At 42.9% G+C, this 21,368-nt stretch carries 17 protein-coding genes; 11 read left to right on the plus strand and 6 right to left on the minus strand.

The window, feature by feature from the left end; all coding sequences use genetic code 11:
* Positions 1–289 precede the first annotated feature (289 nt).
* On the minus strand, positions 290–1,198 hold the full coding sequence (locus tag AB4209_RS21580) for a S1 RNA-binding domain-containing protein (RefSeq protein ID WP_017059694.1): 909 nt from the start codon (positions 1,196–1,198) through the stop codon (positions 290–292).
* Between the two features lie 28 nt (positions 1,199–1,226).
* Here AB4209_RS21580 and AB4209_RS21585 point away from each other — a divergent pair, with 28 nt between their 5' ends.
* Positions 1,227–2,582 (plus strand): hypothetical protein, encoded by a 1,356-nt coding sequence (locus AB4209_RS21585; protein WP_372057328.1) that lies wholly within the window; start codon positions 1,227–1,229, stop codon positions 2,580–2,582.
* A 108-nt stretch (positions 2,583–2,690) separates the two neighbouring features.
* Here AB4209_RS21585 and AB4209_RS21590 read toward each other — a convergent pair whose 3' ends face one another.
* The gene (locus AB4209_RS21590) at positions 2,691–3,176 is read right to left on the minus strand and encodes a PaaI family thioesterase (RefSeq protein WP_017059696.1); all 486 of its coding nucleotides are present in this window, start codon (positions 3,174–3,176) and stop codon (positions 2,691–2,693) included.
* A gap of 159 nt (positions 3,177–3,335) precedes the next feature.
* Entirely contained in the window at positions 3,336–4,223 is an 888-nt protein-coding gene (locus tag AB4209_RS21595; RefSeq protein WP_017066315.1) for a putative PEP-binding protein, read from the minus strand.
* Positions 4,224–4,430: 207 nt separating this feature from the next.
* Here AB4209_RS21595 and AB4209_RS21600 point away from each other — a divergent pair, with 207 nt between their 5' ends.
* Both AB4209_RS21600 and AB4209_RS21605 read left to right on the plus strand, forming a co-directional pair.
* The gene (locus AB4209_RS21600) at positions 4,431–5,489 is read left to right on the plus strand and encodes a 3-deoxy-7-phosphoheptulonate synthase (RefSeq protein WP_102394015.1); all 1,059 of its coding nucleotides are present in this window, start codon (positions 4,431–4,433) and stop codon (positions 5,487–5,489) included.
* A gap of 12 nt (positions 5,490–5,501) precedes the next feature.
* On the plus strand, positions 5,502–5,984 hold the full coding sequence (locus tag AB4209_RS21605) for a YajQ family cyclic di-GMP-binding protein (protein WP_017063832.1): 483 nt from the start codon (positions 5,502–5,504) through the stop codon (positions 5,982–5,984).
* A gap of 190 nt (positions 5,985–6,174) precedes the next feature.
* Here AB4209_RS21605 and AB4209_RS21610 read toward each other — a convergent pair whose 3' ends face one another.
* Positions 6,175–7,116, minus strand: coding sequence for a bifunctional precorrin-2 dehydrogenase/sirohydrochlorin ferrochelatase (locus tag AB4209_RS21610; protein WP_017059700.1), 942 nt, complete (start codon positions 7,114–7,116; stop codon positions 6,175–6,177).
* Between the two features lie 480 nt (positions 7,117–7,596).
* Between AB4209_RS21610 and AB4209_RS21615 the strand changes: the two genes are divergently transcribed.
* From AB4209_RS21615 to AB4209_RS21640, 6 genes are all read left to right on the plus strand, one after another.
* Positions 7,597–8,625, plus strand: a complete 1,029-nt coding sequence (locus AB4209_RS21615) for an amino acid ABC transporter substrate-binding protein (RefSeq protein WP_017059701.1) — start codon at positions 7,597–7,599, stop codon at positions 8,623–8,625.
* A 71-nt stretch (positions 8,626–8,696) separates the two neighbouring features.
* Entirely contained in the window at positions 8,697–9,902 is a 1,206-nt protein-coding gene (locus AB4209_RS21620) for an amino acid ABC transporter permease (protein WP_017063829.1), read from the plus strand.
* 1 nt (position 9,903) lies between these two features.
* Positions 9,904–11,001 carry an amino acid ABC transporter permease gene (locus AB4209_RS21625; protein WP_017059703.1) on the plus strand — a complete coding sequence of 366 codons (1,098 nt, stop codon included), beginning with the start codon at positions 9,904–9,906 and terminating at the stop codon, positions 10,999–11,001.
* Between the two features lie 22 nt (positions 11,002–11,023).
* Positions 11,024–11,788 (plus strand): amino acid ABC transporter ATP-binding protein, encoded by a 765-nt coding sequence (locus AB4209_RS21630; RefSeq protein ID WP_017059704.1) that lies wholly within the window; start codon positions 11,024–11,026, stop codon positions 11,786–11,788.
* A gap of 282 nt (positions 11,789–12,070) precedes the next feature.
* Positions 12,071–12,736 carry a Bax inhibitor-1/YccA family protein gene (locus AB4209_RS21635; protein ID WP_017057206.1) on the plus strand — a complete coding sequence of 222 codons (666 nt, stop codon included), beginning with the start codon at positions 12,071–12,073 and terminating at the stop codon, positions 12,734–12,736.
* 160 nt (positions 12,737–12,896) lie between these two features.
* Positions 12,897–13,226 (plus strand): TusE/DsrC/DsvC family sulfur relay protein, encoded by a 330-nt coding sequence (locus AB4209_RS21640; RefSeq protein WP_017057205.1) that lies wholly within the window; start codon positions 12,897–12,899, stop codon positions 13,224–13,226.
* Positions 13,227–13,285: 59 nt separating this feature from the next.
* Here the strand turns inward: AB4209_RS21640 and yccX are convergent, their stop codons facing one another.
* A complete protein-coding gene (yccX, locus tag AB4209_RS21645) occupies positions 13,286–13,573 on the minus strand; it encodes an acylphosphatase (protein WP_017059706.1) in 288 nt (95 codons plus the stop codon).
* Positions 13,574–13,661: 88 nt separating this feature from the next.
* Here yccX and AB4209_RS21650 point away from each other — a divergent pair, with 88 nt between their 5' ends.
* On the plus strand, positions 13,662–15,065 hold the full coding sequence (locus AB4209_RS21650) for a methyl-accepting chemotaxis protein (RefSeq protein ID WP_372057330.1): 1,404 nt from the start codon (positions 13,662–13,664) through the stop codon (positions 15,063–15,065).
* 129 nt (positions 15,066–15,194) lie between these two features.
* Complete coding sequence (locus AB4209_RS21655) at positions 15,195–16,388, plus strand: class I SAM-dependent methyltransferase (protein ID WP_010440717.1); 1,194 nt, start codon at positions 15,195–15,197, stop codon at positions 16,386–16,388.
* Positions 16,389–16,459: 71 nt separating this feature from the next.
* Here the strand turns inward: AB4209_RS21655 and AB4209_RS21660 are convergent, their stop codons facing one another.
* On the minus strand, positions 16,460–21,331 hold the full coding sequence (locus AB4209_RS21660) for an S-layer family protein (RefSeq protein ID WP_206360539.1): 4,872 nt from the start codon (positions 21,329–21,331) through the stop codon (positions 16,460–16,462).
* Positions 21,332–21,368: the final 37 nt, after the last annotated feature.

Here is a 21,368-nt window from a genome sequence, read left to right on the forward strand (position 1 = left end):
ACGCCATGCTCGGCGCACAACAAAAAGCCCAAACAACGTTAATTGTTTGGGCTTTTTCTATTCTATCGGCCATATAAGTCAGTGTGCGAGCGCTTGTAAATCAACAGCTAATTATATAAATATCAATTCAAATCACTATTTCCAAAAAGAAAAATCGCACTTTAGAGAATCTAAACTAGACTTCAATCTAACAGTCAAAAGATTAAAACGATTAGCGTAGGCTCTTCGGAGCCCTTTCCCCTAAGCCCAAACAGGAAGGTTTGGGCTTTTTTTTGACCGAAAGGACCGCTTACTTAACTAAGCTGATACCTTCTTTGTCGATAGTGATCTTGCCAGATTTGTATAGACCACCAATTGTCTTCTTGAACGTACCTTTGCTGGTTCTGAATGCAGAGAAAATAACTTCAGGAGAAGACTTATCATTCAAAGGCAGGTAACCGCCTTTCTTCTCAAGCAGGTCAAGAACCTTAGTGCTTAGGTCATCCATCTTAGCCACACCAACCTTCTGAAGAGACAAATCAATCTTACCGTCTTCTTCACGAACGTTTTTAATGTAGCCTTTTAGTGTTTTACCAATGAACAGCTTACCGATGATGTCAGATGGGAAAATCATACCCCAGTGTTCACCGTTCACGATCGCTTTGTAACCTAACTGGCTGCGCTCAGCGATAATGAGATCGACTTGCTCATTTTGCTTATAAGTCGCAGGCGTGTTGTCTAACCATTTGTTGAACTTCGTTGTACCAACGATACGGCTCGATGCTTTATCGATATACACATATACTAAGATTGACTGACCTTCGTTTAAACGGCCACGCTGCTCGCTGAAAGGAACAAGAAGGTCTTTACCTTTCACGCCCCAGCTCATGAATGCACCAGTGCTGTTAACACCTTCAACCGTCATCAAACCAAACTGGCCTACTTGAGCTATTGGTTTTTCAGTCGTTGCAGCGATCTGGTTGTCAGAATCTATGTATAAGAAAACATCTAGCTTTTGACCAATTTCAACACCTTCAGGAGTAAATCGTTTCGGCAGCAACACGGTTCCATAGTCGCTCGCGTCAAGGAATACACCGAAGTCTGCTTGTTTTACTACTTCTAAGTTGTTTATTTGACCAATATTAATCATCAAGGTTGTCTCTACTTTAAATTTGGCGGAGATTATACGTGATCTCTGATATGCTTTCGCTAGTTTCATTCATATTTTTACATTCTAGGAGACATCGTTGATCACCGTTGATAAACAAGATGCGATAACAATTAAAATTAACCATGCCATGGCTAAGACCAAAAAGCTCGACATGGACGTTTATCTATTCATTCCCGGTGAACTTGGACTGACTCCTGAAGTGCTTTCTGAAAGTGCCTTTTTCTACAGCTCAATCACTCAAAAACGTGCCTACTATAGTGACAAAACACTTTTACCTTTGGTACACAGTCGCTTGGCAAAACGTGGACGCTTATCTACAACACAGTATCGTGTCAGTTTGAGTCTGTTTGCCTACCAATATGTTATCGCGTTAGATAAAGCAGTCAGCAGCTTAAATAAAACTGATAGTGACGACGTAACGGCTGATGAAGTAGATGAAGTCATTGAATTGGCTTTAGATATCTTGAAGAAGCTACGCCGAAGCATCCCTTACGAAGAAAATCTCAAGCGCTACTACGCTAATATCGATAACTACCTATCTTGGTATACCGAGCAAAAGTTCCTATCGCTAGTTTCACACATGCCACGAGGTAGTGAGTATTCAACGATTAAAGAACGACTCTTAACGCTTTGTGATAAAGAGACCGCGCACCGTAAACTGAACCGCTACAACTCAGCAAGAGTTCGAGAGGACGTTACCCGCTTGAGTAACAAGATGCGTTTGCTGCGTCGTTTGATTGAACACCCTATCGTGCTTAAAGAAAAGACAACGTCGATGGGTAAGAACGTTAAGCGTGCCGTGAAAGGCATCGCGACCGGTTTGGTGATGGTTGTCGTGACCACTACTGTGATCTTGGCTCGTGACTTTCTTGGTGAGATTACCGCCTCTTTCATCGTGGCAATGTCTTTCATTTACGCACTGCGTGAGATCTTTAAAGATGACTTAAGAGACATCCTTTGGCGCTGGCTGCGTAAAGGCAAGCCAAAATGGAAGCGTCGTTACTATGATCCAACGACCAACAAGTCAGTAGGCCATAAACTGGAATGGTTGGACTACGCAAATTTTTCTAAGCTTGCAGATCGCATTCAGTCGATCCGTAAAAAGCGTGTGGTACAACGTGAAGAGCAAATCTTGCATTACCGCTCTCATACTGAGATGTCGACATCGACCTTTATGAGTGGTTATGAGGAGACTCGTGAAACGTTATCGATCAGCCTCAGAGCGCTGACACGGTTGATGGATAAAGGCTCAAACAAGATCTACCGCTTGAATGAAGGACAAGTGAGCCGCGAATCAGTAGAAAAGCGTCATCTTCTCAACCTGATCATTAAAGAGAACAACCATGATAACGAACCAACCTACTACCGTTGGAAGATCGTTATGAACCGTTCAAAAATAGTTGATATTGAGCAGATCACTCAAGAGTCATAGAGCCGTTATAAAGTTCTCTATAACGGTATGTGGAAACCATTCACATACCGTTGTTTTATCTCTTCAACGTTACCCATGACTTCTAAACCAAAATCTATTATTTAATCGCTATTTTCTTGAAGGGACTTTCTTAATTGAAAGCGTAAGCGTGAACTCCGCCATCGGCTCGTCACCATGTAAAGATGGGCAAGTCGCGATAATGGTTACGGGTTGATTGACCCGTTCTCCGGTCGACATGGTTTCTGCCAGCATAGTGTTGATCAGCTCACCGTCGTTACAAGTGAAATGCACATCACCTTCAGGGCGCTTCAAAAAGTTACCCGTCACCTCTTTAAAAGCCAACGAGATCTTTTCACCTTGCTGCTGAGATTTGCTCATCGCAAGAAACCCACCCGCGACATCCGCACCTACAGCCAAAACGCCAAAGTACATACTGTTAAGGTGATTCTTAGTACGCCTTCTAAGCGGGATTTTCACTTCAACATGTTGGTTGTCCAACGCGAGTAGTTTTGGTCGGCACAACCAGATAAGTGGGACTTTGAAAAAGCCAAACATGCTTAAGTAGAAATTTGCTTTTTGTAGAGGGGTCAACATTCGGATTACCTCGTCAAATCAGTCATCAGACCAGTTAATCGATTAGCGATAGAGATGTCAAAAAAATGTTACAAAAAAGAGATATCATCGCACAATGATATCTCTTTCATTCTCAAAGCATTAGCGCCTTAAGTCGGCTTATCAGGCAAGCTAATCGATTTACGCAGTCACGACCGTTTCTACGCATTCAAGATCAGCTATGTAACCTTGTAGACGTGGGTAATCCACTAAGCCTTGAGTTACTAGCAGCACTGGCTTCTTCGCGTTCAGGGTTGCTTTAACAATCATATCCAACAAGGTAATAACCGCTTCGTTTTGTGGATCAAAAGCGTGCTGCTGAGCTTCATTGTGTTTGTCTACGCCTAAAGTGAAAGACGCTAAGCTATCAACGTTTACCACTACACCATCGAAGTAATGCAGTAAACGTTCGCTCAGTAGCACTGCAGACGGCACATCGCACGAGAACAGTACTTTCAAACCGTTAAGGCCGCGTGGTAGCCCTTGCTCGGCAAGCAGGTCAATAATCTTAGCGGCATCGCTTAACGCACGAACGTAAGGCACAACTACTTCAACGTTGATGCCCTGCTCACGTAATGCCTTAATAACCTGACATTCTAAAGCGAAAGCCTTGCTGTATTCTGGTGTCGCGTAACGAGCAACGCCACGAACACCTAGTGCAGGGTTAATCTCTTCTGCTTCACAGTTCCCGCCAAGCAGCGAACGGAATCCATAGCTGTCTGCACTGCTTAATGCGATACGAACAGAAGTGTGATTTGGCTGAACGGCAGCTTGAATGGCAATCACTAAGGTCGAAACAAAATGCTCATCGACTGTTTTATCGCCAAGGATCGCTTCTAAAGACGTTTTTTCAATATCAGTCAAAGTATCTAAGTGACTCTCGATACTTGGGTGGTAGAAGACACGATCCATCACTAATTCTGATAATGAAACGTATAAGTGGTTAGAATTATTATTATCGTTGTAAGAAGGCAGCACATCACCTAAGACGAGTTCTGGGTGCAAAGTGCTTTGATTTTCTTGAGTCATTGCTGCTCCAGCATTTTTATGTTGTGTTCAAACGAAAATACCGATAGCTGCCTGTTAATACAAGTGAAAATCCCTTATTTGACGCTGGCCTGCTGATAAAAATAAGAATATTAGCAATAACTGAGATAACTTTGACTCAATAGAGTTTATTCCTCTGTTCAATTCCGTTATCTTAACCACTCCGCAATAGAATAAAAAAGCTATCACATGCCATTAAAAACTGATGAGTTGAGAACCCAAGCTCTGGGTCCTATGCCAACTCCTGCCGAACTAGGCAATGCACACCCTATTACTGACGACGTTGCTGAGCGCATTAAAAATTCTCGCCGCCAAATCGAAGATATCCTAACTGGTCGTGATAACCGCCTATTAGTTATCGTAGGCCCTTGCTCTGTTCACGATACAGATGCGGCACTTGATTACGCTGAGCGCCTAAGCAAAATTCAAGACCAGTACAAAGATGAACTGTTCGTTGTAATGAGAACCTACTTCGAGAAGCCTCGTACTGTTGTAGGTTGGAAGGGTTTGATTACAGATCCTAACCTTGATGGTTCATACGCACTTGAAACAGGCTTGAGCAAAGCTCGTAAGCTTCTGCTAGATATCAACAAGCTTGGCCTCGCTACCGCGACTGAATTCCTTGATATGATCACAGGTCAGTACATTGCAGACCTTATCACTTGGGGTGCGATTGGCGCTCGTACAACTGAATCTCAGATTCACCGTGAAATGGCTTCTGCACTGTCTTGCCCTGTTGGCTTCAAGAACGCGACCAACGGCAACATCAAGATTGCTATCGATGCAATTCGTGCAGCACATGCTTCACACTACTTCTACTCTCCAGATAAGAACGGCCGCATGACGGTTTACCGTACTTCTGGCAACCCATACGGTCACGTTATTCTACGTGGTGGCGATAAAGGCCCTAACTTCGACGCTGAATCTGTAGATACTGCATGTAAGCAACTGGCTGAATTCGATCTACCTCAACGTTTGGTTGTAGACTTTAGCCACGCTAACTGTCAGAAGCAACACCGTAAGCAGTTAGAAGTTGCACAAGACATTTGTGAGCAAATTAAATCTAACAAGAACCAAATTGCAGGCATTATGGCAGAGAGCTTCATTATTGAAGGCAACCAGCCAATGACAGACATTAACAACCTAGAATATGGCAAGTCGATTACTGACCCATGCCTAAGCTGGGAAGATACTGCAACAATGCTAGACATGCTTGCAACAGCAATTAAAGATAGAAACTTAGCTTAAGGAAACAACACAATGCCATCATTTGACATTATCTCTGAAGTAGAAGCAGTAGAACTGCGTAACGCAGTAGACAACGCAAACCGTGAACTATCGACTCGTTTCGATTTCCGCGGCGTTGACGCAAGCTTTGATTACAAAGATGAATCAGTAAAATTGACTGCTCAAGACGATTTTCAACTGAAGCAAATGCGCGATATCCTTCGCAGCAACCTAACGAAGCGTAATGTTGATCCTAACGCGATGGAAGCGAAAGCGGCAGACCAAACAGGTCGCACTTGGCACCAAACGGTTATCTTTAAGCAAGGCATTGAAACTGATGTCGCTAAGAAGATCGTTAAGCTAATCAAAGACAACAAAGTTAAAGTTCAAGCTTCTATCCAAGGCGACAAAGTTCGTGTTACTGGTAAGAAGCGTGATGACCTACAAGCTGTTATGGCTCTAGTTCGCGGCGGTGAACTTGGTCAACCTTTCCAGTTTGACAACTTCCGCGACTAATTATTGAGTTTGAGCGACCGCCTATTTGGGTTGCTCATTCATCAGCACAATGCCGTGTTTGAAATAGCAAAAAGCCACTTCTTTAAGGGAAGTGGCTTTTTATTTATCTGGTCCAGTTTTAGTTTTATTCCGAGCCTCTAGCCGATTTAAAACAACCAGAAAGCTCTCATTTCAACTAGAAGCAACAGCCTCAACTGAGTACTTGGGCTGCTGACAATTTTAGGTCTTTGCCGACCAACAGATTAAACTCTACGCTTGCTGGTGGAATAAACACACACACTCGTAATTTCTCTGCTCTTGCTTGCTCAAGCTTTGTTGATAGCTCTCCGCTGTTGGCGTAGCTCTCTCTTTCTGCATCTCGGCGGCACAGGTCGATAAATTCAAATGGACAATCGCTCGGTGAAAGTACGAGCTCTGCCTCCTGCATCAAACGTAAAGCCTTCATAGACAACAGCTCGACATCTTGCTCGAATTCAATCCAAGTGACCTGCCCTTCGCTATCAATGCCTTCGGTTAGCGCTTGCTGGTAGTAAGACTCTAACTGCTCTCTGTCATTCACCTGCTCGATAAAGCTGGATGACAAGAAACGCTCCCAAAATTTACGACGCTCGTCGACGGTTGGGAATGACTCTTTGATTGAATTGCGTTTTGATGCACCGAAGTCTGCTATCAAACCTATGTTTTGTGGCAATACCGTTTCGAGTTTTTCTCTGATATTTCTTACTAAAACAGGTGATGCCCCGCCACTAGAGATGGCAATTTGGATTCTGCCGCGATTTATCATCGAAGGTGTGATGAAATCGCAGTAAGGAAGATCGTCAACCACATTGACTAAAATGCCCAGTTTTTTCGCATCATTATACACTTGGTGATTCAAGCTTGGGTTGTCTGTTGTGGCCCAAACCTGCAAGTAATTTTTCGATATGATCTGTGACGAGTAAAAGTTTTGAACCCAGTGAAGCTTGTTCTCGTCCACAAGCTGCTTTAAGTAAGGCGCTACCTTGGGAGACACCAAAGTCACATCCGCTCCCGCTCGTAGTAAGCTATCGACTTTACGGCAAGCAACCTCACCCCCACCAACCACTAAGATTGGCTTATTTTCTACATCCAAAAACATTGGGAAATAACGCATGTTCTTCCTTGAGACTACTTCAATAACTATTCAGCCATGCTACCAAATTTGGAGCATATTCATAACTATCGAAGTGTAATAAAAATATTTATTGACCAAATTTCAACATTTCTTAAGTTTAATATTTCATCATTGCAATGTGGATTCAGAATATTTATCTAGTCGATTATCAATATAAAAATCTAAATCTCGTTGCACCAACAGTGTGAACCGTTGCACTATTTACATTCACTTAACATTTGGTCATTCTAATTGTGTTCGGATTTGTGATTTCATTCAAAATTCTTTTTAAATTATACATTTGTGAAACTACGGATCCTTTCCTAACCTTATAAACAGTTGTTTAAATCGCACACAGTTTCATTTGCAAAATGCAAGTCGTTTAATTTGAACAACAAGGTCATAGAAAACGCAACACATAAGAGAAACTCAAACGAGCACGAGTATCAGGTGTCACCTGGTTAACAAGGAAGGATACAAATGACAAATAAACTAACACTTCTTGCTTCAGTAGTAGCTGCATCAACTGCGATGATGGCAACATCGGCATCAGCGGCAGAAAGCACTCTGGACAAAGTCACATCTCAAGGTTTTCTAACTTGTGGTGTAAGTACCGGTCTTCCAGGGTTCTCTAACCCTAACTCAAAAGGTGAATGGGAAGGAATTGATGTTGAGTATTGTCAAGCTCTTGCAGCGGCTGTACTCGGTGACAAGACTAAAGTTAAGTATGTACCTCTAACAGCAAAAGAGCGTTTTACTGCGCTTCAATCTGGCGAAATCGACGTACTATCTCGTAACACAACATGGACATTACATCGTGACACTGCTCTAGGTCTGAACTTCGTAGGCGTTAACTACTACGATGGTCAAGGCTTCATGGTTAAGAAAGAACTTGGCCTAACAAGTGCTCAAGAGCTTGATGGCGCTTCTGTATGTGTTCAATCAGGTACAACAACTGAACTTAACCTAGCCGATTACTTCCGTAACAGTGGCATGTCTTACAAGCCAGTGGTATTCGATACGGCAGCACAAACATCGAAAGGTTTCGACGCAGGTCGTTGTGACGTACTAACAACTGACCAATCTGGTCTATACGCACTTCGCCTAAACCTAGCTGATCCTAAATCTGCAGAAGTACTTCCTGAAATCATCTCTAAAGAGCCTCTAGGCCCTGTTGTTCGTCAGGATGATGACCAATGGTTTAACGTTGCTAAGTGGACACTTTCAGCAATGATTAACGCGGAAGAATACGGCATCTCTTCTAAAAATGCAGACGAAATGCTTAAGTCAAAAGATCCAAACATCAAACGTATTCTTGGTGTAGACGGTCCTAAAGGTAAAGGCCTTGGCATTCGCGACGACTGGGGTTACCAAGTAATTAAGCAAGTTGGTAACTACGGTGAGAGTTTTGAGCGTACTGTTGGTACAGGTTCTCCACTTCAAATCTCTCGTGGTGTAAATGCATTATGGAATGCGGGCGGCTTTATGTACGCTCCACCAATCCGTTAATAAATTTTCAAGCATCAATTAGGGCGGAGTTTTCCGCCCTATTTATTAAATGGATTTGAGGTTATAGTAGTATGAAACCTAATGAAACTATTTCTCCAGCTCAGGCAAAGCCACAGCCCAAAAGTGCCAACTTATTTTACAACCCCACTTTTCGCTCCATCATTTTCCAAATTATCGCCGTCGGGGCGCTTTGTGCTTTCTTTTACACGATTGTAAATAATGCACTCACAAACTTAGATTCCCGTGGTATCACCACTGGTTTTGATTTTCTCTCACAAGAAGCTGGTTTTGGTATCGGCTTAACACTGATTGAATACGACGAGACCTACTCATACGGTCGTACATTCTTTATCGGTCTTCTCAATACCGCTTTGGTTTCAGTACTCGGCATCATGCTAGCGACAGTGCTGGGCTTTAGTATGGGTATCGCTAGACTCTCTTCAAACTGGCTAGTTAGCCGATTTGCAGCTGTCTACATTGAGATATTCCGAAATATCCCTCTGCTATTACAAATCTTTTTCTGGTATTTCGCCGTTCTACAAGCCTTGCCTTCTGCTCGTCAAAGTATGAGTCTAGGTGAAGCAATTTTCTTGAACGTACGCGGGTTGTACTTCCCTGCTCCAGTCTTTGAGCAAGGCAGTAGCATTGTCATCGCATCATTGATTGTCGGTATTATCGCTACGTTTATTATCAACATCTGGGCTAAGAACAGACAGAAACTGACCGGCCAACAAACACCGATGTTGCGAATTGCCGCTGCGTTGATTTTAGGCTTACCGTTGATAACTTACTTTGTTATGGGCATGCCTATCTCTGCAGATTACCCTGTGTTGAAAGGGTTTAACTTCAAGGGTGGTGTTACGATAATCCCTGAGCTTGCTGCATTGATGCTCGCTTTAAGTATCTATACAGCAGCGTTCATTGCTGAGATTGTTCGTTCAGGTATTAACGCGGTAAACCATGGGCAAACTGAGGCTGCGATGTCTCTAGGCATCCCACGTTCTAGAACTCTAAAGCTTGTCATTATTCCACAAGCATTAAGAATCATTATCCCACCACTAACCAGTCAGTATCTAAACCTGACCAAAAACTCATCACTTGCGATGGCCATTGGTTATCCTGATCTTGTCTCTGTATTTGCAGGAACAACACTTAACCAAACTGGACAAGCTATCGAAGTAATCGCGATGACAATGGGCGTCTACCTAACCTTGAGCCTATTAACGTCCGCTCTAATGAACATATACAACCGCAAAGTAGCGTTGGTGGAGAGATAAGATGAGTACACATCAATTTCAACCTGATCTTCCGCCTCCAGCGAATACCGTTGGGCCAGTCGGTTGGTTAAGAAAAAATCTATTTAATGGACCTATTAACAGCGTCGTCACTGTGATTCTTGCTTACTTTGCTTTCACCCTATTATGGGCAATAGCGGATTGGGCATTCATCAGTGCCGACTGGATAGGAACCACACGCGATGCCTGTACTAGCGAAGGCGCTTGTTGGGTTTTTATCAGCGTTCGTTGGGACCAATTCATGTATGGCTTCTACCCAGAAGCTGAACTGTGGCGACCTCGCCTCTTCTACGCAACGTTGGCCATTTTTGTAGCCTTACTGGCTTATGAAAAAACACCTAAACGTACGTGGATTTGGTTGTTCTTCGTCAACATCTACCCATTTATCATTGCCGGCTTGCTATACGGTGGCGTCTTTGGGTTAGAAGTTGTTGATACCCATAAATGGGGCGGCCTATTGGTTACACTGGTCATCGCACTTGTTGGTATTGTAGTGTCACTCCCTATTGGTGTTGCACTTGCTCTTGGGCGTCGCTCAGAGATGCCGATCATTCGCAGTATGTGTACCGTATACATCGAAATTTGGCGTGGCGTACCGCTCATTACAGTTCTATTCATGGCTTCAGTAATGCTGCCACTCTTTTTATCAGAAGGGACAGAAACCGATAAGCTCATTCGAGCACTTGTAGGGGTAGTTCTATTCAGTGCAGCCTACATGGCCGAAGTAATTCGAGGTGGTCTACAAGCAATACCAAAAGGCCAATACGAAGCAGCTGATGCTCTGGGGTTAAGCTACTGGAAAAAGACTGGGCTTATCATTCTACCTCAAGCTCTTAAAATCACGATTCCTTCAATTGTGAACACCTTCATTGGTTTGTTTAAAGATACCAGTCTTGTTTTGATTATTGGTATGTTTGATGTACTAGGAATTGGCCAAGCCGCGAATACCGACCCTGAATGGCTTGGGTATTCAACAGAAAGTTATGTATTTGTCGCGTTAGTGTTCTGGGTGTTTTGTTTTGGCATGTCGAGATATTCGATATGGCTAGAAAACAGACTTCACACCGGTCACAAACGATAATTAACAAGATCAAGGACGTATTATGACGCAGCAGACAGAAAACAACTCTCAAGGTCTTATGATCGAGTTGAAAGACATGAACAAGTGGTACGGTGAATTCCACGTACTTAAGAACATCAATTTAGAAGTTAAAAAAGGCGAGAAAATCGTTATCTGTGGCCCTTCAGGCTCTGGTAAATCAACGATGATCCGATGCATCAACCGATTAGAAGAGCACCAAAAAGGTCATATCTTCGTTTCAGGTAATGAATTAACGGAAGACCTAAAGAACATCGAAGCCGTGCGTAGAGATGTCGGCATGTGTTTCCAACACTTCAATCTGTTTCCACATCTGACGGTATTAGAGAACTGTACTCTGGCTCCAATCTGGGTCAAAAAGATGCCAAAAGAAGAAGCCGAAGCGATTGCAATGAAGTACCTAGAGCGCGTAAAAATCCCTGAGCAAGCGGACAAGTTCCCAGGTCAGCTTTCAGGTGGTCAACAGCAGCGTGTAGCTATCGCTCGCTCTTTGTGTATGAACCCTCAAGTGATGCTGTTTGATGAGCCAACGTCGGCGCTCGATCCAGAAATGGTTCGTGAGGTGTTAGACGTAATGGTTGAGCTTGCAGAAGAAGGCATGACGATGCTTTGTGTAACGCACGAGATGGGCTTTGCTAAAGAGGTCGCGGATCGCGTTATCTTCATGGATGCCGGTGAAATCATAGAAGAGAACAACCCTGTCGATTTCTTTGAAAACCCACAATCAGACAGAACGCAGAACTTCTTAAGCCAAATCTTACACCACTAATGTGTTATGATGCATAAACTACAGAGGCGGCTTAGGTCGCCTCTTTGTTTTCAGTGTTATAATTAGTTTTTCAAGATTATAAACAGCGATTCAGTGCGATTAAAATTGAACAACGAACCTTAACTGCACTTTAAGAAATAATTTGTTACACCTTCAGAAACACTTAACCGACTATTTTGATTATTATTTTACGTATACAAGAGGAATGAGAGACTTGATTTTTCGAACTTTCACCCCCATAAATGTACTAATAACTATTGAAGTCACCTTACGAGGAAGATTATGAACAGCCCTATGTTTTCACGCACAGCATCTCAAGAAAGTGCTCTGCAAACCAATAAAGTGTTGCGTAACACCTACGCATTACTGTCTATGACACTACTTTGGTCTGCTGTTGTAGCAGGCGTATCCATGGCGATGAACCTTCCTCGCCCGGGTCTTATTATCATGCTAGTTGGCTTCTACGGCCTACTTTTCCTAACAGAAAAGAACCGTGACAACAGCATGGGTCTAGTCTTCACATTCCTATTTACAGGTTTCTTAGGCTACACCATCGGTCCAATCTTAAACATGTACGTTGGCGCAGGCATGGGTGATGTCATCCTAACTGCACTTGGCGGTACAGCACTGGCGTTTATGGGCGCATCAGCTTACGCACTAACAACTAAGCGTGACCTGTCGTTCCTTAATGGCATGCTATTAGCGGGTTTCGTAGTACTACTTGTAGGTATGGTTGCAAACATCTTCCTACAAATGCCTCTACTATCATTGGCAATGAGCGGTATGTTCATCCTGTTCTCGACTGGTGTTATCTTGCTTACAACGCAAAACATCATTCGTGGCGGTGAAACAAACTACATCTCTGCAACGATCAGCTTGTACGTATCGATCTACAACATCTTCATCAGCCTACTAAGCATCCTAGGCATCATGGGCAGCGACGACTAATCGTTCCCATCATTGAAGAATATCTAGCCCAAGAGCCTACCTCTTGGGCTTTTTTGTATCTATAAGTACGATATTTCATTGGATAGCTACAATTTCTGTTGAGAAAGACAAACTTGGTCATGTACCCTATCCGCATAGTTAATTGGATTCTGGATTAAACATGTTTGAATATAACGGCAAGCAAATCGAAACCGACGCTCAAGGCTACCTATTGGATTACACGCAATGGGAAGAAGGCATGATTGAAATTCTTGCTCAAGACGAGGCGATTGAACTTACAGATGCACACTTAGAAGTCGTACATTTTGTAAGGAGCTTTTACGAAGAGTTCAACACCTCACCAGCGGTTCGCATGCTCGTTAAAGCAATGGAAAAAGCTCACGGCCCAGAAAAAGGCAATAGTAAGTACCTTTTCAAGTTATTCAAAAAAGGCCCTGCAAAACAAGCGACCAAGCTCGCCGGTTTACCTAAACCAGCAAAGTGCTTGTAAAACCTAACCCGCTTTAGGTCATTAAGTTACGTTCAATATAAAATACTGTAGTGCTACAACTACAGTATTTTAAACGCCCCTATGCGTACGTCTTGGCGCTCACTATCTTTAACTTGATGCATCACAACGTTGTCTACTGTTGCGCTCGAAGGGCCAATATAGAGCCAAGCATGTAACTTCTCAATTTGCTGACTCTCTCCGACAACTAACACTTCAACTCGACCATCATTTAAGTTCTTTGCATAACCTGAGAGACCCATAGCTTGCGCCTGCCTACTGGTGTGGTAACGGAACCCAACACATTGAACTACGCCTGACACGACAAAAATATATTGTGAACTTTCCATAACGTTGCCTCATAAATTATATGAATGATATAGTCGAGTTTCTATTCATTCACCGCTTATTGGTGGACTTACTTCGAGTATAACGATTATGAAAGAAATCCCATTTCGTTGGATTGACAAATATCTCATTCACCTAAAAATCCAAGAAAAGTTCTATCTACTCTTCTTATTGCCTCTTCTCGCCCTGGTTATATTAACTCTCGTTTTAGATAGTGCCGCGGACTCTTTACTTGCTCACCTTTATCAAGAAGAAATGCTCTTGATGAAAGGGCTTATCGAAGCGGGTCAACTCACTAAAGATCAAGTAGCTCAGCTTGTCAGCAGCTCTGAAACCATCTCTTTAGGCTACGGTGCTGGTTCTGTTTCAGTGATGAATGGAGCGTTCAGCCTAGTTGCTAACCATGACCAAAACCTTTGGTCTGCTCTATCGACGACTCAGGTTTCTATCATCGCTGTAACCCTAACGCTTATCGCACTAGGTGTTTACTACATCATGACCTTTATTGGCGGCGCGATGTTCTCTATGAACAAAGCTCTGAACACGCTTGCGAATGGCGACTTAACTTGCCGCATGAACTACTTCTTAGTTCGTGACGAGTTCAGTGAAATCGCGATTACAATCGATAAAGTTGCGGAGCGTGAACAAAACATGGTTCTATCAATCCAAGAGTCTGTCGCTCTCATGCAGCAGATCAGCTCGGACTTGAACCAGTCAACACAACAAAGTTCAGACATCTCAGGTAACCAACAAGAACACCTGAATAGCTTAGCAAGTGCAACGGAACAAATGGCGGCTACCATTCGCGAAGTCGCTACCCTTGCTCATGCGTCTAGCTCACAAACGATGGACGCTCGCGGCGTTGCTCAGAGCGGTCAAGTCAAGGTTTCAAATACACTGGAGTCTATCTCTAGCCTATCTCAAGAGATCCAGTCCGCTTCACAAGCAGTAGAAGAACTGGATGCCAACGCGGCGCAGATCGATGAAGTAGTCACAACCATCAATGGCATTTCAGAGCAGACCAATCTACTCGCATTGAACGCGGCTATCGAAGCCGCTCGTGCCGGCGAGCAGGGTCGTGGATTCGCTGTTGTTGCCGATGAAGTTCGTGCCCTTGCAGGTCGTACTCAACAAGCAACTGTTGAAATCCAAAGCATGATTGAATCATTACAACGTAACAGCCAATCACTAACCAAACTGATGGAAATAACGGTAAACAACGCTAATGAAGGCCAGACACTAATGTCAGAAGTGAATGTCGAGATCGGCTCTTTAGCAGAAAAGAATCAATCTATCTCAGACAGTAGTACTCAGATTGCTACAGCCGCGGAAGAGCAAGGTGTTGTTGCAGATAACATAGCTCAAAGTGTTGAGGAGATTCGTCATCAGTCAGATAGCATCTGTGAAATGATCAGTATGAGCAATTCCAATGTTGACCAACTTCGTAAACAAAGTGATACGATGGAAGGTTTGCTGACAGGTCTCAAAGCTTAATACTTATATCTAGCCAGTATGTGCTGATTAATCATTACTAGGGCTGCTTGTGCAGCCCTTTCTTATTTGCTTTTCAACTGTACTTCCTCGACAATACCCCTCCTTCAAATTCAACAAACAGAGTAAATTATGACTCCTTCAATTCATCTAGCTAAAGGCCGTGACAAATCACTACGCCGTAAACACCCATGGGTATTTTCACGCGGTATCGATAAAGTCGAAGGCGAGCCAAAATCAGGTGAAACTGTAGACGTATACACTCAAAATGGTCAGTGGCTTGCAAAAGCGGCTTACTCACCGGAATCTCAAATTCGAGCTCGTGTTTGGACATTTGAAAAAGAAGAAATCAATAAAGCATTCTTCGTAAAACGAATTCAAGACGCGCAATCTTTGCGTGAAGATATCATTGAACGTGATGGTCTAACTGGCTACCGCCTTACTGCAGCAGAGTCTGATGGCCTTCCCGGTATCACAATCGACAAATATCAAGATTTCCTCGTATGCCAATTACTTAGCGCCGGAGCTGAGTTTAATAAGAACATACTTGTTGAAGCTTTAATTGAATGTTTCCCTGACTGCAATATTTATGAGCGTTCTGACGTAGCAGTCCGTAAAAAAGAAGGCTTAGAACAAGTTGTTGGCGTACTTCACGGTGAAGAACCACCTAAATCAGTGGTCATTGAAGAAAACGGTGTGAAAATCAGCGTAAACATTATCGAAGGCCATAAAACGGGCTTCTATATGGACCAACGTGATAGCCGTAAAGAATCGATGAAATACGTTAAAGGCAAAGATGTCCTTAACTGTTTCTCGTACACAGGTGGTTTTGGTCTGTATGCCCTTAAAGGTGATGCTAAGCGTGTAATCAATGCAGACGTTTCTCAATTAGCTCTTGATACAGCTAAGTTCAACGCTGAGCTGAATGAGTTCGACATCTCGAAAAAGCGTGCAGTATTCCTAAACGCAGACGTATTCAAACTACTTCGCGAATACCGAGACCAAGGCACGAAGTTCGACGTAGTGATCATGGATCCACCAAAATTCGTTTCAAGTAAGAACAACCTGACATCTGGCGCGAACGGCTATAAAGACGTTAACATGCTTGCGATGCAAATACTGAAACCAGGTGGCACTCTACTCACCTACTCTTGCTCTGGCTTAATGGGCGCTGACTTATTCCAAAAAATCATTGCTGATGCGGCACTAGACGCAGGCAGAACCGTAAAATTTGTCGAGCGCTTCGAGCAAGCAGCCGATCATTTAACAGATACAGCTTATCCAGAAGGTTTCTACCTAAAAGGTTTTGCTTGTAAGGTGCTTTAATCTTAGTGCTTTAGAATCTAGCTTTTATAGCAAACAAGATCTATTAAAAAAGGGCCTTTCGGCCCTTTTTGTTATTGTTCTGGTAAATTCACGAAGAGTTGATTAACCAAGTTACTTAAGTCGCTACTAATCACGCTGCCATCGCCTTGGGCATTCACTGAGTCAAATTGATTTCCCGTATTGTCGAGTACAATTGTTTGTGTTTGACCGCTGTTGCTCGCATCTTCAGAGATAGTAATCACTAAATCCTTATCCCCGCCACCATTATCGACTTTTTCAATCGTGATATGGTCAAGTAAATCTGACATTGAATTTTCCGTTGGCAATAACTGCGATATATCTAAGTGATCTTGGCCTAAAGCAAAGTCGGTTATTGTATCAATATCGCCTTGGAACGGCTGGTCAACCCACTGGAACAAATCATCACCGCTGCCACCAGTCAAGATGTCATCACCTAACCCACCAATTAATAGATCATCACCCTCTCCACCATCAAGAAGATCATTACCATTATCTGCAACCAAGACATCATCACCACCTTCCCCATAGAGTTTGTTTGTATGGTTATCAATTACAGCAATCGCTCCACCGTTATTATCTGATTCATACGTACCATTTAATACTGAGCCATCATTCAAAACCACTTCAAAAGATGCACCTATAAAGCTACTGCCTTGATCTCTACCAAAATTGTCAGTATCGAATGTGAACCAAAACTCATCATCGCTTGTAAAATCACCATCAACAAAATTAGCAATCAGTACTGAAGAATCCGAGTCCATCGCATCCCAAATATTATCAGTTTGCTCGATGCCTTTTGACTCTGTTTGGTATAAAGGGTTTAGGCTATCACTGATATCCCAGTTAGCATTGTTGTCGATACTACTCAAGTCAATACTAATTTGCATTACGGACAAACTAGCAGCCAAGCTAGACAATACGAATCCGTATTGATTAGCGGTATTGTAAGTATCACCGGAACGAACGGTTGCAGTAACGGTTGCCAACTCAACTAATCTATCAGTCGGCTTACCTATAATAATATCATCAGCTTGTGTTCCTGATAAAACAGAACTGTCGACAAAATTCACTTCAACATCAGCGCTATCTGAAACGCCATTTCCATCAATCACATAACTGAACTCATCACCACTTTCAGCATTTTCTAAAATAACAGCTTCCTCATTTAGAGTAACTGTAGCCTCAGAGCTTTCGACACTAGAAACAATCGTATCTGAAGTTATTGCGTCTGAGTGCGTAAGATAATCAGTATCAATAGACAATGGAGAGTCACTGTTCAAATTAGTAATAATATTATTTACGTTCGCATCGACGGTCGCATAGTAATCGATATTAAGCGTTAATTTTAGAGAGTCCTGATCTCCATCCCCATCTTCAACCTGCACTTGAATAACTTCACTCTCGTTTAATACATTTCGGTCAACGACAATACTGTAATAATATTCACCGGAATCGAAATTAATCCTAAACTCCCCGCCTAACGCGGTTGAAACTGTAATTTCAGGTGAACTCACATCATACTCATAAGTGATACCGTCGATGACAATCGATGTTATTGATACACCGTCAGCTCCTTCTAAAATACCGCCTTCAGTGTCAAACAACTTAACGTCACCACTAATACTGTTGTTGTCAAAATACTCTAAAACTGTATTGGTCAAATCATCAGCATCATCAACCACAACAGCATAATTGCTATCATCATCGTCAGGATCAGGAGAATGCGCGATAGGCGTTAGCTCATCTAGTGGTGCGTTGCCGATACCTATAGCAAAAGAAATATCATAGTTTGATGATTCTAAGTAGCTATTCCAACTGTTTTGAAGAGTTGAACCCACGCTAAACCCATTATTAGGCTCACCATCTGAAATAAAGTACACAAAACTCTGATCAGAAGTTGGTAAATCACCACTGTCCATTACTTTTTCTAGTGCATCGCTATATCGTGTTCCACCGTTAGCTTGCAAGGATTCAAGATACGTAACCACCTGAGCGACATCGTCTGATAGCCAACCAGAATTGACTATATTATTACCTGAGAAAGTAACTATTTGAACATTGACATCACCGGTATCATCAACTTCGCTAACGAGAGCCGTCAAGGCTTCAATTGCCGTTTCTAGGTAGCTTTTCCCATTACCAGCTGAATAGTCCATACTACCTGACAAGTCGAGAGCAAAAGTCAAATTTGTTGTTATAGGGTCTGATGTGGTCGTTAAGTTGCGTTCAACGTCACTGACAATAGGCACATCATCAACGATATTAATATTAAGCTGCGCACTATCCGTAACACCAACGCTATTTGATATTGTGTAACTAAAACTATCTACAACATCATCACCGATTGATGTGTTAGTTAATTCATATTCAAAGTCCCCTGAACGGAAGCCATTAGAATCATCAGTATATACAGTCAACGTACCGTAAGATGTAGTAACAACCACGATTCCATTTACTGGTGCCTGACCGTTAACTGCACTAATTAACGTAGAACTACTAACGCCACTATCATTGTCAAGGATATTGCCGGTCACAATACTTGCGTCACTATTAGCATCAGTACCCGATTCAAGACCAGCTTCATATACCTCTTCGCTATTATCTTTAGCTACTGGTAATGAGTCTTGTGTAACTGTCAATTGAGCTGAAGACTCACTACCATCAGCATCAGTCAACTCGTATTGGAACGTATCTTGATTAGCCGAGCCTACGCCGTATTGAACCTCAACACTCTCTACCATAAAGTTATTGGTAGTACCTGTATAAAGCACCACAGTTTCAAAACCACTATCAGAAGCAATAGTTAAGTCGTTACTACTTATAGTACCACTATCAACTAGCGAACCCTGATTGTCGTATGCCTTCCAGAACACTTCTTCACTGTCAGCAACGCCATTCAAAGTAAAGTTAGCGACAGAAACCTCGCCGCTAAACTTAGTAACCAATGCCTCGTCATAACGTATTTGATCGCCGTTTCCTTCGGAGTTGGCGTAGTAGATACCAACCTTACTGTTGATCTCGACTACACTGGCAGAGTTACTGTTTAGGTTAGTAACATCAACTTGTTGATAATCGTTATAAGCATACAGCTCAATACCATTATTATTAAGCATGTCGTTTGTTGAAAACGACTTCACTTGACCTTCAGCTTGAGTTGATTGGTAGCTATAGCTGCCGTCTTGATTAAACGTAGCAATAGCCGTACCTGTGTCAATGACGATCTCACCGTTATTGTTCCATTCATTGTATTTCTGGCCATCGAAAGTAATACTGGTTACTTTCGTAATATCACTACCTAAGTCATCCTTACCTGAACCGTCGTTTTCACCAGAGATCAAGTTACCGAAGCCGAAACCGCCAAAGCCAACACTATCAAAGTCGTCAACTGCAGTCGGTCCACTATCCGTAACCGCGATTTCGATCTCAGTCCAATTGGAGTTTCCTTTGCCATCAGTAACTAAATAATAAATGGAATCAGTTATTGCTACGCCTTGAGTATGATCCTGGCCTTGAGGAGCTTGATAACTAAATGAACCATCATCATTTATAGTTACCGTCCCACCTAAACTTGTAAAGAACGTCGAACCTGGAGAGGATATATCAACCTCATTTGTACCAGACGAGTCACTTGCTAGCGAAAGAACAGCCAAATTCGTGTCATCGTTATCAACATCATTAACTAACAACTGATCAGGAGTAAAGGTGACTGTGCTACCTTCTTCGAGAGTTGCGGTATCTGGATTTCCGCTAGGAGCGTCATTACTACCAATAATATTAATATTTGCTGTCGCAGTATCTGTTGCGCCATGTTCATCTGTAATTGTATATGTGAAGCTCTCAGTCGTTAGTTCCCCAGCTTGCAAGTAATCATAGACGTCGTTGGTGTCATAGTCGTAAGTCCCATCGGCATAAATAGTAAGCAATGCGCCACTTGGAAGAGTAACAACTGAACCATTAGTAATCGTCTGGCCATTTACAGCGGTCAATGAAAAGGTATCATTTTGATCATCGATATCGTTTGCAAGAAGTCCTGCATTAGCGTCGGTCACAGAGACGCCGTCGTCTTCATCAGCAATGATCGCACCATCACCTAGATCTATTCCGGTAACGCTAATTGAAGATAAGACATAATCAGAAGAATCCCCAACTCGTACACCATTCGAATCTGCTTCGAAGACTAACGTATCAAATACAATATCACCGGTGTCGATGTTAAAGTCGCCCGTAGAAGCGCCAGAATCCGTTTTGAATACTCCTGAAGCGACAAGCTCTCCATTATAATATGCAGACCAAGCACCTTGTTCTCCTTCATTTTCACTACCAAAAAGTCGTGAAACGCTAAAATCGACATTATTAGCTAGCTCACTAAATTCAAATTTAATTTTTTCAGAGGTGTCAGATCCAGGATCATATTCAATCTGATCAGCAATTTGTCCGCTATCCCTAATAGAGCCTGCGACACCAATTCCAAAGCCACTTAATTCAGATATAGTCCCTGATGTCTCATTACCATCGGAGTCATAAGTGATGGCTTCAATCGAGAACAGAGGTTGGCCATCACTTCCAGTTGGAATCGTAATACCATCAGTAAAATCGGCAGAAGCAGTGTATTCCTGGCTTAACGAACCATCATCTATAGCGTCAACAGAGTTATAAGTTGGTGTATCGCTGTCAACCGCCGTCGCATTGTCGCTATCGGTCGCCGTTAGGCTCACCGCTGGCAGTGTCTCGCCTGCATTCACCGCGTCAACACCCGCTTGCGTCAGTACCACATCGGTGCCGCTGATCGCGTAGTAACCATCGGTGTTTGTGCCCGGGGTGAAGGCAACACTTGGTGTGCCGTCTTCTTCATCCGACGCCGTGAACGTCGCCACCACGGTATCTACCGCCGCGTCGTTTTCATTGAACGCTGCCTCTGCCACCACATCGATGGTTGGGCCGTCTTCCGCACCATTGATG

The organism is Vibrio sp. 10N.286.48.C11, assembly GCF_041469805.1.
Lineage (GTDB): Bacteria > Pseudomonadota > Gammaproteobacteria > Enterobacterales > Vibrionaceae > Vibrio > Vibrio crassostreae_C.

What these genes read in the sequence shown, in the direction of transcription:
- AB4209_RS21610 (WP_017059700.1), bottom strand. Translation starts at nt 7,116, where the DNA reads ATGCGTTATTTCCCAATGTTTTTGGATGTAGAAAATAAGCCAATCTTA.
- AB4209_RS21580 (WP_017059694.1), bottom strand. Translation starts at nt 1,198, where the DNA reads ATGAAACTAGCGAAAGCATATCAGAGATCACGTATAATCTCCGCCAAA.
- AB4209_RS21605 (WP_017063832.1), top strand. Translation starts at nt 5,502, where the DNA reads ATGCCATCATTTGACATTATCTCTGAAGTAGAAGCAGTAGAACTGCGT.
- AB4209_RS21620 (WP_017063829.1), top strand. Translation starts at nt 8,697, where the DNA reads ATGAAACCTAATGAAACTATTTCTCCAGCTCAGGCAAAGCCACAGCCC.
- AB4209_RS21595 (WP_017066315.1), bottom strand. Translation starts at nt 4,223, where the DNA reads ATGACTCAAGAAAATCAAAGCACTTTGCACCCAGAACTCGTCTTAGGT.
- AB4209_RS21650 (WP_372057330.1), top strand. Translation starts at nt 13,662, where the DNA reads ATGAAAGAAATCCCATTTCGTTGGATTGACAAATATCTCATTCACCTA.
- AB4209_RS21590 (WP_017059696.1), bottom strand. Translation starts at nt 3,176, where the DNA reads ATGTTGACCCCTCTACAAAAAGCAAATTTCTACTTAAGCATGTTTGGC.
- AB4209_RS21615 (WP_017059701.1), top strand. Translation starts at nt 7,597, where the DNA reads ATGACAAATAAACTAACACTTCTTGCTTCAGTAGTAGCTGCATCAACT.
- AB4209_RS21630 (WP_017059704.1), top strand. Translation starts at nt 11,024, where the DNA reads ATGACGCAGCAGACAGAAAACAACTCTCAAGGTCTTATGATCGAGTTG.
- AB4209_RS21635 (WP_017057206.1), top strand. Translation starts at nt 12,071, where the DNA reads ATGAACAGCCCTATGTTTTCACGCACAGCATCTCAAGAAAGTGCTCTG.
- AB4209_RS21600 (WP_102394015.1), top strand. Translation starts at nt 4,431, where the DNA reads ATGCCATTAAAAACTGATGAGTTGAGAACCCAAGCTCTGGGTCCTATG.
- AB4209_RS21655 (WP_010440717.1), top strand. Translation starts at nt 15,195, where the DNA reads ATGACTCCTTCAATTCATCTAGCTAAAGGCCGTGACAAATCACTACGC.
- yccX (WP_017059706.1), bottom strand. Translation starts at nt 13,573, where the DNA reads ATGGAAAGTTCACAATATATTTTTGTCGTGTCAGGCGTAGTTCAATGT.
- AB4209_RS21640 (WP_017057205.1), top strand. Translation starts at nt 12,897, where the DNA reads ATGTTTGAATATAACGGCAAGCAAATCGAAACCGACGCTCAAGGCTAC.
- AB4209_RS21625 (WP_017059703.1), top strand. Translation starts at nt 9,904, where the DNA reads ATGAGTACACATCAATTTCAACCTGATCTTCCGCCTCCAGCGAATACC.